Raw genomic sequence first — 13116 nt, 5'->3', positions numbered from 1 at the left:
TCACAATGCGCTGGAGACGACGCGGAGATCCGGCCAGTCCAGGCGGAGTCAATCAGGTACCGGAATCCCACACGCGACTGAGGCATCGCCTGCACAGTCCGGTAAAGATGAAGATCTTTTCGTTCCGGAGGTTCTTGGTAGTCTTGGCGACGACGAGGTCGCGGTCGGGCGGTGAGTCGCTCGGCGAGCGATTTGCGGTAGGCGGACGGGGCCTCGGGATCGCTGGTGAGCTACGCGGGCCGAGAGTTGCATGCCTTCGGACCCGCTGGTTTCGCGACCGGGGCGAGCCTATCGGCGATGAGGATGTCGTAACGACGCTCGGCCGCCCCGGCAGCAGTCGACGCGTGAACCTGCTGACCCTGTCCGGGAACCCCGCGGCCGCACCTGTCCGGTTGGAACAGGAGAGAAGCGTGGTAGCGCCCGGCGTGAGTAGGGCTGGCTCAGATGGTCGAGGCCAACCAGCACCGGGACCAACGTCCACCCTGACACGCTTTCACGGCACCTGGCAGCGCTGATGCGGATGTCGCGCCCCCTCAAAGCTCTGCTCACGGCCGCCGATCTCAGTGACCTTCGACGTCCAGTGACACAGCTTCGTCACCGCGGTGCTAGCGGTTGGCGCGGTGATGGACCATCCCGGTGCGACCTCGGCATCTTCCTCACCCAGCCGTGAGGTCGTCGGTGCCCGCCATAGGCCGTGGTTGGGGAGCGGGTCAGTCGCAGCGGTCCATTCGGTTCGGGTCGGGCTTGTGCTCCTGGAAGGAGAGGTCAGAGCCGAGGTTGTTCCGGAAGTGGTTCTCCCACACTCCGGAGATCAGGTACTGCTTGAGCGCTGCGGTGATCTTCTCGCACAACGCCTTGTCACCTTTCTTCAGTCCGATCCCGTACCGCTCCTGGTGTCCGAACGCTACGGGTTCCACGACCTTCAGGTGCGGGTCGTGGTTCGCCCAACCATGCAGGATTAGCTTGTCGGTGGAGACCGCGCGAACGTCCTGGCCGCCGCTCAGCATGGCGTTCACGCAGGCGCCGTCCCCCGTTTCCTCGCGGACGTTGACCCCCCGTTCTTTGAGCTGCTCGATCGAGGTCGTGCCCCTGGCGGCGCACACGGTCCGGCCATCGGCGAGGTCTTCGAACTGGTTGACGCTGGTATCGTTACTCAAGACCATGACGCCTTGCTGCGTCAGCATGTACGGCGCGGCGAAGGAGACCTCGTCGAGGCGGCGGTCGGTCTTGGAATAGGTGCCAATCATCAGGTCGACGGCGCCGCTCTTGATGAATTCTTCACGCTGATCGGGCTTGACGTTGACCACCGCGAACTGCACGCCGAGATGATCCGCCAGCCAGGTGGCCATGTCGTACTCGAATCCCGAGTGGCGCTGGGAATCTGTGTAGCCGAGTCCTGGCTGGTCGGTTTGCAGGCCAAAATGGAGCACCGTCGACTCGGGGGCCGGCTCGGAATCTGAGCAACCACTGGTCAGAAATCCCAGCGCAACAACTGCGGCCGCCGCTCTGCCCACCACGTTCTTCCTCACTCAACACCTCGAACAATTGACTGGGTTAGTCATAGAGCATGGCTCGATCCAGCCGGAGGTTCACTCGGCATTCCTGATCCTCCATCGAGAGCACACCGAACACCGACACCGACCGGGTGGCCTCGTCGAGGTCGAGGACGACCTCGTCCCCGGAGCGTGCGATGCCGCCAGGTCGGTCTGGATCCACCGGCGCCCCATCGACCGCCACGTAGAACCTGACCTCGGCCTGACCAACGCAGAACCCGGTCGAACTGGGGTTATGCAAGGAGAATGTGACGGCCAGATGGTCTCGCCGCGGTGGCGAGAACAGGTTCGCCGAGCCGCGGTCACGGTCGACGAGTTCGATCCTGGCCCCATCAGCGAGGTTCGAGTCTCGGGACAACCCGACATCGGAAGTGATGTTGAGATCCGCCTGGCCGCCGGCAAACCAGTACACCCCGGCCAGCGCAACACCCAAGCCAATAGAAATCGCCAACAACACCCACCGGTTACGCAGGAACTTCGGGCGCCGTGCGGACTTGACCCGGACGTCACCACCATTGCCGACCGCGAGATCTGTTTCAGTTCGGCGCTGCCGGTTCAACTCGTCCCGCAGAATCGGGACGGCCGAAAGGATAGCGATCATGAAGGCCAGCACGCTCGCGATCTCGCTCCCCCGCGAGCCCTGGGCCAGCAAGAACACCGTGAAAGCGGCCGCGGCCATAATCATAAGTCCAACGCGCAACCAACTGCGCACCCCCCGCGCTTCATCCGGCATGAGTGCAACGGTAGCAGCGCGCTCACGGATTCGTATCGCACATTGGCAAGGTTCGAGCCCCGCTCAGTGATCGATGTCGGAAGTCGACGAGGTGAGCGCCGGCGAGGGCGATGTCGATGTCCGGCCAGAACCTCGGGTTGCTCGGCTGTCCTGTTGAATCCCGGTCGGGTTGGAGGTGACTGGCGAGTATGCGTTGCGCCGTCTGGCGGACCTGCCGTTCTTGCTCGCGTTGCTCGCACTCTTCGCGATCGGGTGAGGTTCCCCCCGTTTGCCGGACACCTACGGTGTGGGGTCAGCGATCTTGGTCTGACCTGGTGTGTAGGGCTTCAACGTGACGGGGACTTCGAGTTGGAGTGTTCCCAGAAGGATTCCATCATGGCGTTGTCGTAGCAACCGCCGACGGAGCCCATGGAGGCGAGCAGCTCGGCGGCGCGGAGGCGCTGTCCGAATGCCCACGCAGTATATTGCGAACCGTGGCCGGAGTGCAGTACCTTCTTGTCATTCTCTGGTTTGCGGCGAATAGTGGCCATGCCGAGCGCGTCGGTGACGAGTTCGGTGCGCATGTGAGTGTTGATTGACCAGCCGATGATCAGCCGGGAATAGGCGTCCATGACCGCGGCGCAGTAGACCTTCCCTTCCTCGGTGGGGTGCTCGGTGATGTCGGTGATCCACAACCGGTCCGGTCCGTCGACGGTGAAGTGGCGGTTGACCAGGTCCGGGGCAGGTTCGGCGTCACCCTGGCCATGCCGAAGCCGGCGGCCAGCAGTCCCTGCACGATCCACAGAACGACGTTCATGACAGTCCTCGCGGGGTCAGGCGTTGAAGATGATCTCGGCGCGGTCCCGCTGCTCGTGCAAGTCCCAGTAGACAGGGGCGATCTGCTCGGGCGTGGCCGTGGGGATGCCTTCGGGTGCGCCGTCGCCGATCCACACGTTGATCGCCACGTGCGCGGCGTGCACGCCGGTCCCGGCCAGTTCCTTGTCCAGGTTGAGCACCCAGTTCCGCAGCGCGGCCGCGGCGGCGTTGACGTTGCCGAACATCGGCACCGGATCCACCGAGCCGCCGCCGGTCGTGAAGCAGCGTCCCGGAACCGGCCTCCCGCATCGCGGGCAGCACCGCCCGGGTGGCGGCCGCCGCGCCGTAGAAGACGTAGTCGAGGTAGGGCTGGAGGTTCTCCTCGGTCACCTCAGACGGGGCGGCAATGGAGAAGCCCGGGCCGGGCGACGGTGTACAGCCAGGACGGGCACTCCGTCTGGGTCAGCAGGCGGTAGGCGACGTCGAGGTGGCCGGTGTCGGTGAGTGCGTCGCAGATGAGCGGGGTACCGACGAAACCGGTCGCGATGCGGGCGTCGTCGGCGAGGACCAGGGCAGCGAGGCGGTCGCCTGCCTGTCTCCGCAGGACCGGGTTGCCGAGCAGGTCGAACGCGACGGCCAGCGCGCGCGGCGGGTTCGGCGCGGATTTCGCAACCTCCACACGACGATCACCCGCCCAGCAGCCGCACCGGAACCCTCCCACGCCCGCTCGGATCACTCAACTCTCACCCATCGACCCGTTACGAGGTCGGCAAAACCGTCAGACGCGACCTCACCGTCAAACAACACCGCAACCACACCGGTTGAACAAAAAGCTTAGGGCTTGATCTGGCCTCACCTGGAGGCTTGACAGGAGCGCTACCCGGTCTCCGCGGGGCGTCGTCGGGCGGCGCCGCGAGCTGGACACGACCATCGCCGCCGATCGCGCACTGCTGGACCGCATCGCCGACCTCCAGGCGGCGCACCTCCACCAGATCGCCGCGCTCCCGACGGCTGCCCGCCCGGGGTGACCTCATCCCTCATCTCACCGCGTCGGCTGAATCACACCCAACAACGCTTGAACTTCCACAGTGAACGTCCGATTGCGACTCCAGGTCGCTGCGAGCACAGACCTAACACACGGCCACCGTGCTCGCACGGATGGTGCACAGTGGAGTGCGGGCGAACTACGGGCAGCGCAGCGCAAGGAGCACCCTCTACGATGCCCATGGCACAGGTTGCGTCCTGGCCAGTCGCGCCCTGATCAATGGAGAACACATGACCGTCCCGCGGCCGAGCAGGCAGATCCCCGTTCAGGAACACGCCGGGGCTCAGGTGGAGCAGGTCCTCGGACCGCAGATCGCCAAGCGGCTCGGCGCGTTCCGCAACGGTGTCCTCTACGTCGAGGCCGGGGGGTGGGCGCGGTTCCTGGCCTGGCTGGTCGACGTGATCGTGTCGGTGCTTGGCATGGCGGTCGGTTTCATCGTCGCGGCCGGTGTGGGCCAAGCGGCCGATCTCGGCAACGGCACGGTGACCCTGATCGCGATCGCGATCCTGTTCCTGTCGCCGTTGCTGTACGGCGGTTTGTGCTACCGCAACGGCCGCGCGCTCGGCGCGGTACTCACCGGCACCCGGCTCGTACGTACCAAGGACGGTGGCCGGATCGGCGGCTGGGCGTCATGGGCGATGCTGGTACGAGTCCTGTTTCCTCTGCTGGTCATCGGCGCGATCATCGGCGCGCTGGGCGGCGGTGGACCGGTCTCGGGTGGTTCGGACAGGGTCAGTGTGGACCCTCGCGCCATCCGCCAACTCCATGCCGCCGGCATCACATGACCTGGAGGCGACATGCGAGCTTGCTGGCCTCGGCAGGCGTGGCGACGGCGGTGTCGCGCGTTTGTGAGAGGAGGCGCTGACCGCCGCTGCGACATCCGTGGACGGTGTGGTCGGGGGCGAGTTCACCTGCGAACGGTCGTTCGGCAACCCGAGCCAGAGGGGGGCGGGTTGCCGTCGATCGGTGACCTCCACGAGCACTGCGGCAGCACACCCGGCTGAGGAATGACCACACGTGCCGCGATGTGCGGGGACGTCGGCTGGAGGCTGTGATGGGCAGGAGATGGGCGCGTCTCAGGGGTCGGCTTGTGCGAAGGATGTCCGGGGCGGGGCCCGTCGGGGGGGCCTGTCCACAGGAGGTCAGGAACGCGGCGAGGGTCCGCGCATAACCGGATTGGGTGTCCCAGGCATTGCCCAGCATCTCTACGCTCTGGAAGAACTCGTCTAGGAGCCGAGACCTGCAGCCCGCTGACCGTACTTCGCCCGTACCGGCCGCGCGTTCGTGCTGGGACTCGTTGGCCTGCAACGTTTTCGGGTCGTCGTCTGTCCGATGTGTGACTTCTGAGTGCGGGTTTGCCCGTTCCGCGCGCACTCGTATGCTGTGCCCGGGTAGTGATCATTGGGCGGACTGGAAGGTGACGTGATGAGCGGCTTGGGCAAGTGGAGCCTCGGGATCGGGGTCGCGCTCCTGGTCGTGGCGGTGGTGGCGCGGGCGCTGAACCAGATCCCGGTGACGGTGATCGTCGGCATCCTGGGGCTGCTGGCGGTCGGCATGGCGGCGTACGACGCGCTCTACGAGTGGACGAAGCGAGTCCAGGAGCGTCGCCAGGCGGCCCGGTCCCGTGCGGCGCGCGAGCGCGAACTGCGCGAGGGGCGCTGACGACGTGCCGACGCTGCTCGCCCTGCTGGGGGTGGTGGCGATGGCGCTGACCGCGTGCGGCGGTGCTGAGCGCTGGTGCGCGGACATGCTGCTCGCGGCCGAGTGCCGCTGTGAGGCAAGTTCGATCCGCGCAAACCGTCGCACAAGATGTTGATGAGCCAGCTCGGGGCGATGAGCGAGTCGGAGTGCCAGCACGTGCGGGCTCGCTTCCGCGCGGCAATGGATGCTCAGGTGGTCAACGAGGGGTGACACGAGGGCGGGTGTGCGCCGTAAGGCTACGTGCGGGTGCTCGGTCCCGACGTGCCCGACGTGGTGGAGGTCGTGCGACGGATCTCACCGAGTACCTGGAGGCGCGCGGGGACCGGGGCGCTGATGCCTGCTGCTGGCGAACTCTGATCGCCGCCGCGGGTCCCCGCTGTCATGTCTGGCCACGCTGCGGCCCACCGTGTCACCACCGGCGTCACCACCAGCCCGGTACCGTCCCGATCATGACCGTCGTCCGGTCCATCCCGTTGTTCGTGCTGGCTGGTCTGGCAACGCTGGCGCGAGCACCGCGGCCTGTGGTGGATCGCCGCAGGCGTCCTCGCACTCGGCGCCTACGGGTTCGTCGCCACCTTCAGCCCGACCGATGGGACTACCTCGGCGCCGTGCTGTGCCTGCTTGGGGTCGCCGGCATCATGTACGCAGCCCGCCAACAAGGCACCGCAACGAAGATGCCAGCGATGTCCGACACGACTACGGGATCTTGGAACAGTCCCTGCCCGGCCACCCGCGCGGCGTAGCTCCGCGCCACTACCGCGTCGTCATCATCCTCGGTCGACGGGCGTCGCCGAACCGGACGCGGCAGGCGACTCCTCGGCCTTCTCCTCGTCACTCTCCTCGTCGCTGGTCGGTGGCGGGGTGGTGACGGAGGTCGTCGTGGTGGGTGTCGTGGTGGGTGTCGTGGCCGACGTCGTTGTGCCGGGTTGCGTGCCGGGTGTCGTCGTCGGGTCCGGTGCGTCCTCCGTCGTGGTCGCGGACGGCGGGGCGGTGGAGACCGGGGGCTTCGGCTCGGTCGTCGGCTCAGGCGCCGCACCCTCGGTCGTCGTGCCGGGAGGAGGGGGCCTCGTGTCCGCCGCGGGTACCTCGTCGATGTCGATGGGTTCCCGCACCGCTTCGACCTCGGCGGTCGTCCGGGTCGGCGCGGTCTGGCTGTGTCCGGCCCCGTCCGCCGGGCTGCGTTCCTCGGCGGGCGCCACGCTGTCGCGGCCACCGAGGAGCCAGATGCCCGCGGCCACCATCGCGACGAGGAGGACACCGGCGGCGGCGAGCGGCCGGTGGACTCCGTGCGCGGCGGCGGGTTCGACCCGAGTCCCCGGCCCGTCGACCACCTGGGTCCGCACGGCGTCCTCGCCCGCTGGTTCCCGGGCGGGCGCGGCCGCCGCTTCCCCGGCCGCGACGACCGGCGGCACCTGCACCGTGCCCTCGCCGACCGCAGCGAGCAGGTCGCGCGCCTGTTCGGCGGTGGGACGTGCCTGTGGGTCCGCCACGAGCAGCGCGGTCAGCACGTCGGTCAGCGGGCCGGCCCGCCGCGGCGGGTTGATGCGGCCACCGGCCACCGTGTGCAGCAGTGCGAGCGTGTTCGGGGCGAGGCCGAACGGCGGTTCGCCCTCGACCGCGGCGTAGAGCGTCGAGCCCAGCGAGAAGACGTCGGAGGCGGTGGTGGGATCGGTGCCGAGTGCCACCTCCGGCGCCATGTAGGCGGGAGTGCCCGCGATGAGGCCCGTCCTGGTCACCGTGACGTCGTCCGACGCGTGGGAGATTCCGAAGTCGGTGAGCTTCACCGAGCCGTCCTCGCCGAGCAGGACGTTGCCGGGCGTGATGTCGCGGTGCACGATGCCCGCCTCGTGGGCCGCGACGAGCGCGGACGCCACCTGGGCACCGATGGCGGCCACCTCCTCCGGCGGCAGGGCACTCGTCTCGGCGATGGCCGTCGCCAAGCTCCGCGACGGCAGGTACTCCATGACGAGGCACGGCACGCCGTCCTCGTCGACCACGTCGAACACGGTCGTGGCGTTCGGGTGGTGCAACCGCGCGGCGATGCGGCCCTCACGCAGGCAGCGGGCCACCGCGGCGGCGGCCTCGGCGGGCGGGTCACCGGGCTCCTGCAGCAACGTCTTGACGGCCACCGGCCGGTTGAGCCTTTCGTCGTGCCCTTGCCAGACGACTCCCATCGCCCCGGTGCCGATGCGGTTGTCCAAGCGGTACCGCCCGGCTACCAGGTGTCCCTCGCCGGTCGTGGCGTCGGTCATGGCGTTGCCTCCCGGCCCCGCGGTACGCGAAGATCGACGGGTCGGCACCCTCGGCTCTCGTGGACGGTCTGCGCCATTTGCGCCCCGACTTCACATGCCACGACAACCTCGCTCTCGCCCGGTGCCTCCCACTGAGTGGGTTGCATTTTCTGGACGGCGCTAAACCTCCTTCCGGGTGCCGGAGGATGTCGGTCACACCCCGGAAGGGCGAGGCGTGCCCCTCGCCGCGTGGGGGTGTTCGCGGCTTCCACGGTCGCCGCACGGCGCCGGGATCGACGGAGGCGGCGTGGTGAGCAGCAGAGCATGGGGTCCACTTCCCAGTCCGCACCGCCTCCGGATGCACACCAAGCTGGTCAGCGATCCGCTTGTTCGCCCCACCAGCCGACCCGGGGTCCCGTCTGGCCGCAACCGCCGACCGCGTCGCCCGCTCCCGCAACTCATCCGGGTACTTCCGTGGTGCCCCCACAACAGTCGGTCCTCCGGATGTTCGATGTCTCCATCGACCCCAGGGCGGGACATGCGGAAAGCCCGCCGGATGCGCAACGACCATCGGTCCGACATGGAACCGGCTGGTGTCCCACTAGCCGGTTCCATGTCAGCGGCCGTAGGCTTCCAGCAGCCGCAGCCACACCTCGCTGACCGTCGGGAAGGCCGGGACCGCGTGCCATAGCCGGTCCAGCGGCACCTCACCGACCACGGCGATCGTCGCGGCGTGCAGCATTTCCGCCACGTCCGGGCCGACGAGGGTGAACCCGACGATCACCTTCCGGTCCTCGTCGACGACCATGCGGGCGTGGCCCTGGTAGCCCTCGGCGTGCAGGGCGGAGCCCGCGGTGGCGGCCAGGTCGTAGTCGACCACCCGGACGCGCAGCCCCGCGTTTTCGGCGGCGGCCGCGGTCAGGCCCACGGACGCGATCTCCGGGTCGGTGAACACCACCTGCGGTACCGCGCGTTCGTCGGCGGTGGCCGCGTGCCTGCCCCACCGGCCGTCGTCGACCGCGCCGCCCTTCGCGCGGGCCACGATGACGTCGCCCACGGCGCGGGCCTGGTACTTGCCCTGGTGTGTCAGCAGAACGCGCCGGTTCACGTCCCCGGCGGCGTAGAGCCACCCGTCACCGATCCCCTCGACCCGCATCGTGTCGTCGACCGTGAGCCACGCACCCGGGGTCAGGCCGACGGTGTCCAGTCCGATGTCCTGGGTGTTCGGGGTGCGGCCGATGGCGACGAGGAGGTCGTCGGCCTCGACCTGCTCACCGCTGGTGAGCGTGATCGTCACCGTTCCGCCGCCGTCGCGTTTCACGGCCGCTGCCTCTGCGCCGACGCGCACCGTGACACCCTTGTCCCGCAACGACTCCGCGACCCGCTCGCCGACGAACGGCTCCGCGAGGTGCAGCACGCCGTCCCGCGCCAGCATCGTCACCGACGAACCGAGTTCGGCGAACGCGGTCGCCATTTCCGAGGCCACGACGCCACCACCGATGATGGCGAGCCTGCCGGGAACCTCGCTCGCCGCGACCGCGTCCCTGCTGGTCCACGGCGCCGCCGCGCGGAGGCCCTCGATGTCCGGGACCAGCGCGCCGCTCCCGGTCGCGACGACGACCGCGTGCCGCGCGGTCAGCGTCGTCGTGGTGCCGTCCGCTCCGGTCACCTCGACGGCCCGGGCGCCGCTGATCCGGCCGTGCCCTCGGTACAGCGGAACGCCCACCTCGTTGAGCCATGCCACCTGGCCGTCGTCCTGCCAGTTCGAGGCGAAGGAGTCGCGGCGGCGCAGCACGGACGCCGCGTCCAGGTCACCGGTCACCGCTTCGCGTGCGCCGGGCACCTGCCGGGCGGCACGCAGGGCCGCCCCGCTGCGCAGCAACGCCTTGGTCGGCATGCACGCCCAGTAGGAGCACTCGCCCCCGACCAGTTCCCGTTCGACGATGGCGACGCTCAGTCCACCTTGGACGATCCGGTCGGCGGCGTTCTCCCCCACCGGACCCGCGCCGATGACGATGACGTCGTACGTGGTGGTGTCCACGGTCAGTTCTCCTTGGTCGTGCGCCCGAGGCGGATCGCCGAGACGAGGAAGAAGATGCCGCCAAGGACGGCGTAGCCCGCCACGTTGGTCAGCACCGGGTCCGGCGCGGCGGCCCCGACGATGAACGACCCGCCTGCCAGCACGGAGATGCCGCCGCTGAGAATCATCGGCCACTGGCCGCCCATCCCGCGGCGGCTGACGGCCACGATCAGCTGGACCAGCCCGGCGACGATCGCCCAGGCACCCCACACCCGCAGGACCGCGGGCACCCCGGAGGAGGCGGTGATGGCCAGGCCGACGGCGGCCAGCAGGCTGATCGCGATGTTCACGTAGAGGCCGCGGGCCGACCCCGTGGCGTGGGACGACCGGGCGTCCACGACCGCCGCCGCCACGTCGAACAGGGGGTAGAGGACGACGAGGGCGATGGCGAGGGGGCCGAGCTCGGCCTTGGTGAGGAACAGCAGGGCCGCCCAGACGATGGCGAACGCGAACCGCACGAAGTACAGCCGGCGCAGCACCGGCGCGATCGCTCCGGCGGCAGGTGAGTCAACGGTGGTCACGGTGATCCTTTCAGAGCATGAAGGAGAAGTGCGGTTCAAAAGAGACCGAACGTTCTATCTCCATCAGAATGCTCCCTCAGTGCCGCGCTGTCAATACCGAACGTTCTATCTGTCAGATTGCCCACCGTCGAGCGCGGGAGAACTCACGGCCGGGCCCGGTAGTCGTCGGACGGCAGCGGATGGTCGACCGGGACGACCCGGGAGTGGACCGCCGTCAGGCAACCGGGGCAGAACAACTGCCGGAACACGACCTCCGCGTCCACGTACTCCAACGGGTCGTGCCAGATGTGGGGCCCCGCCTCGGCCGGTGCCGAGTCGCGGCGTGCGAGCCCCGCGACGAACCCGTCAAGCGGTCCGATCACCGTGCCACAGTGGACGCACACGACCGTTCCGCCCTCAGGTGCCTCGAGAACGGCGAGGTTGTCGTCGAGCCTGCGCACCTCGGCCAGGTCCGGCGCGCCGGCCGCCTGCCGTGGGCCGGGCAGTCCGGCGTCAGCGGCACGTTTCCGCCGCAGTTCCTCGCGCATCTCGCCGGTCGCGGCCACGTCCACGTCGCCGTCCTCGCGCAGCACGACGCCGTAGACGTCCCTCGCCGCCGCCGCCGACACCCGTACCTGCGACACGTCCTCACGGACGCTCTCGGGCGAGCGCAGCAGCGGGTCGCCGTAGCCGCCACCGGCCTGCCAGTGCAGGTAGAGCGCGTCACCGGGACCCAGATCCGACTCCCCCTCGCAGGGCAGCACCTCGATCTCGCCGCCCAGCTCGTCCAGGTCGGCGGGGATGGCAGCCGCACCGGCGAGCTGGGGCACGGCGATGCCGCGCACCACCAGGTCGAGTTGGGAGTTGCCCGGGTAACCGCCCGCCAGCCCGACGTTCTGGTTCGCGGCCTTGCCGGTGCCGGACACGATCAGCGACATCGCCTCGTTCTGGTCCGGGTGCTGGACGTAGCAGACCGAGCCGCTCATCCCGCCCCGCTGCCGCCCCGGTCCGCCGGAGTCGGTCTGCTCGCGGCGCCACAGGGCGACCAGCGGGTAGAGGTACTCGGTCATCTCCACGTCCGGCGCCCGCGCCGACGGGATGATGAGCCTGCCGCCGGTGTCGACGCCGTCGTGGTACACCTGGGCGCCGTAGCCGCCCGCCATGACGTCGAAGACGGGTGACACGAAGCCCTTACTTCCCCCGCCGCGAGTGTCCACACCGGACACCACGCAGAGGTCGGTGGTGCCGTTGCAGATGGACTGCACGTCGGTGCGGTGGTCCGGGTCGGCGTCCAGCATCCTGGCGAGCACCTCGGCGACCAGGTTGCCCGCTCCCCACGCGGGCCCGAAGGGCCCCTTGCCGACCGCGGCCGGGAACGACGCGTTGGTGATGGTGTCCTCGTCGGTGACGATCTCGAAGCAGCGCATCAGCCCACCCGCCGCCCACGGGATGTCCCCGGCCAGCAACGGCAACATGGTGAAGACGATCCCGGCCCGCAGCCCCGGGTAGGGGCAGTTGATGATGCCGGTCTGCCCAGCCGTCCCGCGGAAGTCGAAGACGAGCCGGTCGGCCTCCTTGGTCATCGCGACCCTGATGGCGTGCAGGCCCCGGTCACCGGTCCGCGACTGCTCCTGGTAGCCGACCGCGGTCCACGTCCCGTCGGGCAGTGTCCCGAGCTTCGCCCGAAGCCTGCGTTCGGCGTCGTCCATCATCCGGCGCATCACGACCTTGACGGTGTCGGCGCCGTACTTGGCGATGAGCCGCAGGATCTGCTCGCCCGCGTTCTTGTTGGCGGCGATCTTGGCGCGGAGGTCGAGACCCACCAGGTGCGGGAGCCGCGACCGCCGCACCCAGGCGTCGGCGACGTCGCGCTGCAGCACACCACCGCGGACCACCTTCAGCGGCGGTGTCGGGACCGCCTCGCCGAACACGTCCTGGGCGGACGGGCTGAAGGAGCCCGGCCGCGGCCCGCCCAGGTCGACCTGGTGGGCGATGGCCGTCGTCCAGCCGAACAGCGTCCCGTCGTGGAAGACCGGCGCCAGGATCGCGGCGTCGTTCTGGTGCAGCCCGCCGCCGATCCACGGGTCGTTGCACAGGAACATGTCGCCCTCGGCGATGCCGGGGTTGTCGCCGCGGTTGCGCAGCGTCCAGGTGATGGCGAGATCCATCGAACCGATGAGCCCGATGTTGTAGGTGCCGACCTGGACCTGTTCACCGAGCTCGTCGCAGATGGAGAAGTTGAAGTCGTTGGACTCGGTGACGACGTGCGACCCCGACATCCGCCGCAGCGTCTCCCCCATCTCCTGGGTGATCGCCCACAGCCGGTGCCGGACGACCTCGTAGGTCAGCGCGTCGACCTCCGCGTCGCCGGCCTGGTGCAGTAACAGGGAAGGCGAGATCCGCCGCAGCAGCTCCTCGCGGGACATGGGCCTGCTGGTGAACTCGTCCGACCCGGGGATCCTGGATGTCATGGGAGCT

At 69.0% G+C, this 13116-nt stretch carries 12 protein-coding genes and 1 pseudogene; 4 read left to right on the top strand and 9 right to left on the bottom strand.

Annotated features, from left to right (window positions below):
• Positions 1 to 710: 710 nt before the first annotated feature.
• From ACFPCV_RS21285 to ACFPCV_RS21265, 5 genes are all read right to left on the bottom strand, one after another.
• Entirely contained in the window at positions 711 to 1529 is an 819-nt protein-coding gene (locus ACFPCV_RS21285) for a transporter substrate-binding domain-containing protein (protein WP_378058011.1), read from the bottom strand.
• A 25-nt stretch (positions 1530 to 1554) separates the two neighbouring features.
• The gene (locus ACFPCV_RS21280; RefSeq protein ID WP_378058010.1) at positions 1555 to 2286 is read right to left on the bottom strand and encodes a hypothetical protein; all 732 of its coding nucleotides are present in this window, start codon (positions 2284 to 2286) and stop codon (positions 1555 to 1557) included.
• A 326-nt stretch (positions 2287 to 2612) separates the two neighbouring features.
• Complete coding sequence (locus tag ACFPCV_RS21275) at positions 2613 to 3068, bottom strand: DDE-type integrase/transposase/recombinase (protein WP_378058009.1); 456 nt, start codon at positions 3066 to 3068, stop codon at positions 2613 to 2615.
• Between the two features lie 30 nt (positions 3069 to 3098).
• A complete protein-coding gene (locus ACFPCV_RS21270; protein ID WP_378058008.1) occupies positions 3099 to 3332 on the bottom strand; it encodes an SDR family oxidoreductase in 234 nt (77 codons plus the stop codon).
• Between the two features lie 140 nt (positions 3333 to 3472).
• Positions 3473 to 3760: an alpha-L-rhamnosidase-related protein gene (locus ACFPCV_RS21265; RefSeq protein WP_378058007.1), complete on the bottom strand. Its 288-nt coding sequence runs from the start codon at positions 3758 to 3760 to the stop codon at positions 3473 to 3475.
• Positions 3761 to 4356: 596 nt separating this feature from the next.
• Here ACFPCV_RS21265 and ACFPCV_RS21260 point away from each other — a divergent pair.
• The 4 genes and pseudogenes from ACFPCV_RS21260 to ACFPCV_RS21245 form a co-directional block, all read left to right on the top strand.
• Positions 4357 to 4911, top strand: a complete 555-nt coding sequence (locus ACFPCV_RS21260) for an RDD family protein (protein WP_378058006.1) — start codon at positions 4357 to 4359, stop codon at positions 4909 to 4911.
• Between the two features lie 640 nt (positions 4912 to 5551).
• Entirely contained in the window at positions 5552 to 5788 is a 237-nt protein-coding gene (locus ACFPCV_RS21255) for a hypothetical protein (RefSeq protein WP_378058005.1), read from the top strand.
• Positions 5789 to 5792: 4 nt separating this feature from the next.
• A complete protein-coding gene (locus tag ACFPCV_RS21250) occupies positions 5793 to 5942 on the top strand; it encodes a hypothetical protein (protein ID WP_378058004.1) in 150 nt (49 codons plus the stop codon).
• Positions 5943 to 6313: 371 nt separating this feature from the next.
• Positions 6314 to 6364, top strand: a pseudogene (locus ACFPCV_RS21245) (hypothetical protein); the annotation flags it as partial.
• A gap of 230 nt (positions 6365 to 6594) precedes the next feature.
• Here the strand turns inward: ACFPCV_RS21245 and ACFPCV_RS21240 are convergent.
• The 4 genes from ACFPCV_RS21240 to ACFPCV_RS21225 all read right to left on the bottom strand — a co-directional run bounded on the left by ACFPCV_RS21240 (position 6595) and on the right by ACFPCV_RS21225 (position 13109).
• Positions 6595 to 8079 carry a serine/threonine-protein kinase gene (locus ACFPCV_RS21240; protein WP_378058003.1) on the bottom strand — a complete coding sequence of 495 codons (1485 nt, stop codon included), beginning with the start codon at positions 8077 to 8079 and terminating at the stop codon, positions 6595 to 6597.
• A gap of 595 nt (positions 8080 to 8674) precedes the next feature.
• Entirely contained in the window at positions 8675 to 10099 is a 1425-nt protein-coding gene (locus tag ACFPCV_RS21235) for a dihydrolipoyl dehydrogenase family protein (RefSeq protein WP_378058002.1), read from the bottom strand.
• A 2-nt stretch (positions 10100 to 10101) separates the two neighbouring features.
• A complete protein-coding gene (locus ACFPCV_RS21230; RefSeq protein WP_378058000.1) occupies positions 10102 to 10659 on the bottom strand; it encodes a hypothetical protein in 558 nt (185 codons plus the stop codon).
• A 143-nt stretch (positions 10660 to 10802) separates the two neighbouring features.
• Entirely contained in the window at positions 10803 to 13109 is a 2307-nt protein-coding gene (locus tag ACFPCV_RS21225) for a hydantoinase B/oxoprolinase family protein (RefSeq protein ID WP_378057999.1), read from the bottom strand.
• Between the last annotated feature and the right edge of the window lie 7 nt (positions 13110 to 13116).

Origin of the sequence: Actinophytocola glycyrrhizae (assembly GCF_042653545.1) — a bacterium.
In the GTDB taxonomy this organism is placed as follows: Bacteria; Actinomycetota; Actinomycetes; order Mycobacteriales; family Pseudonocardiaceae; genus Actinophytocola; species Actinophytocola glycyrrhizae.
The sequence above is the reverse complement of the archived record's forward strand: the minus strand, read 5'-3'. Positions and strand labels throughout refer to the sequence as shown.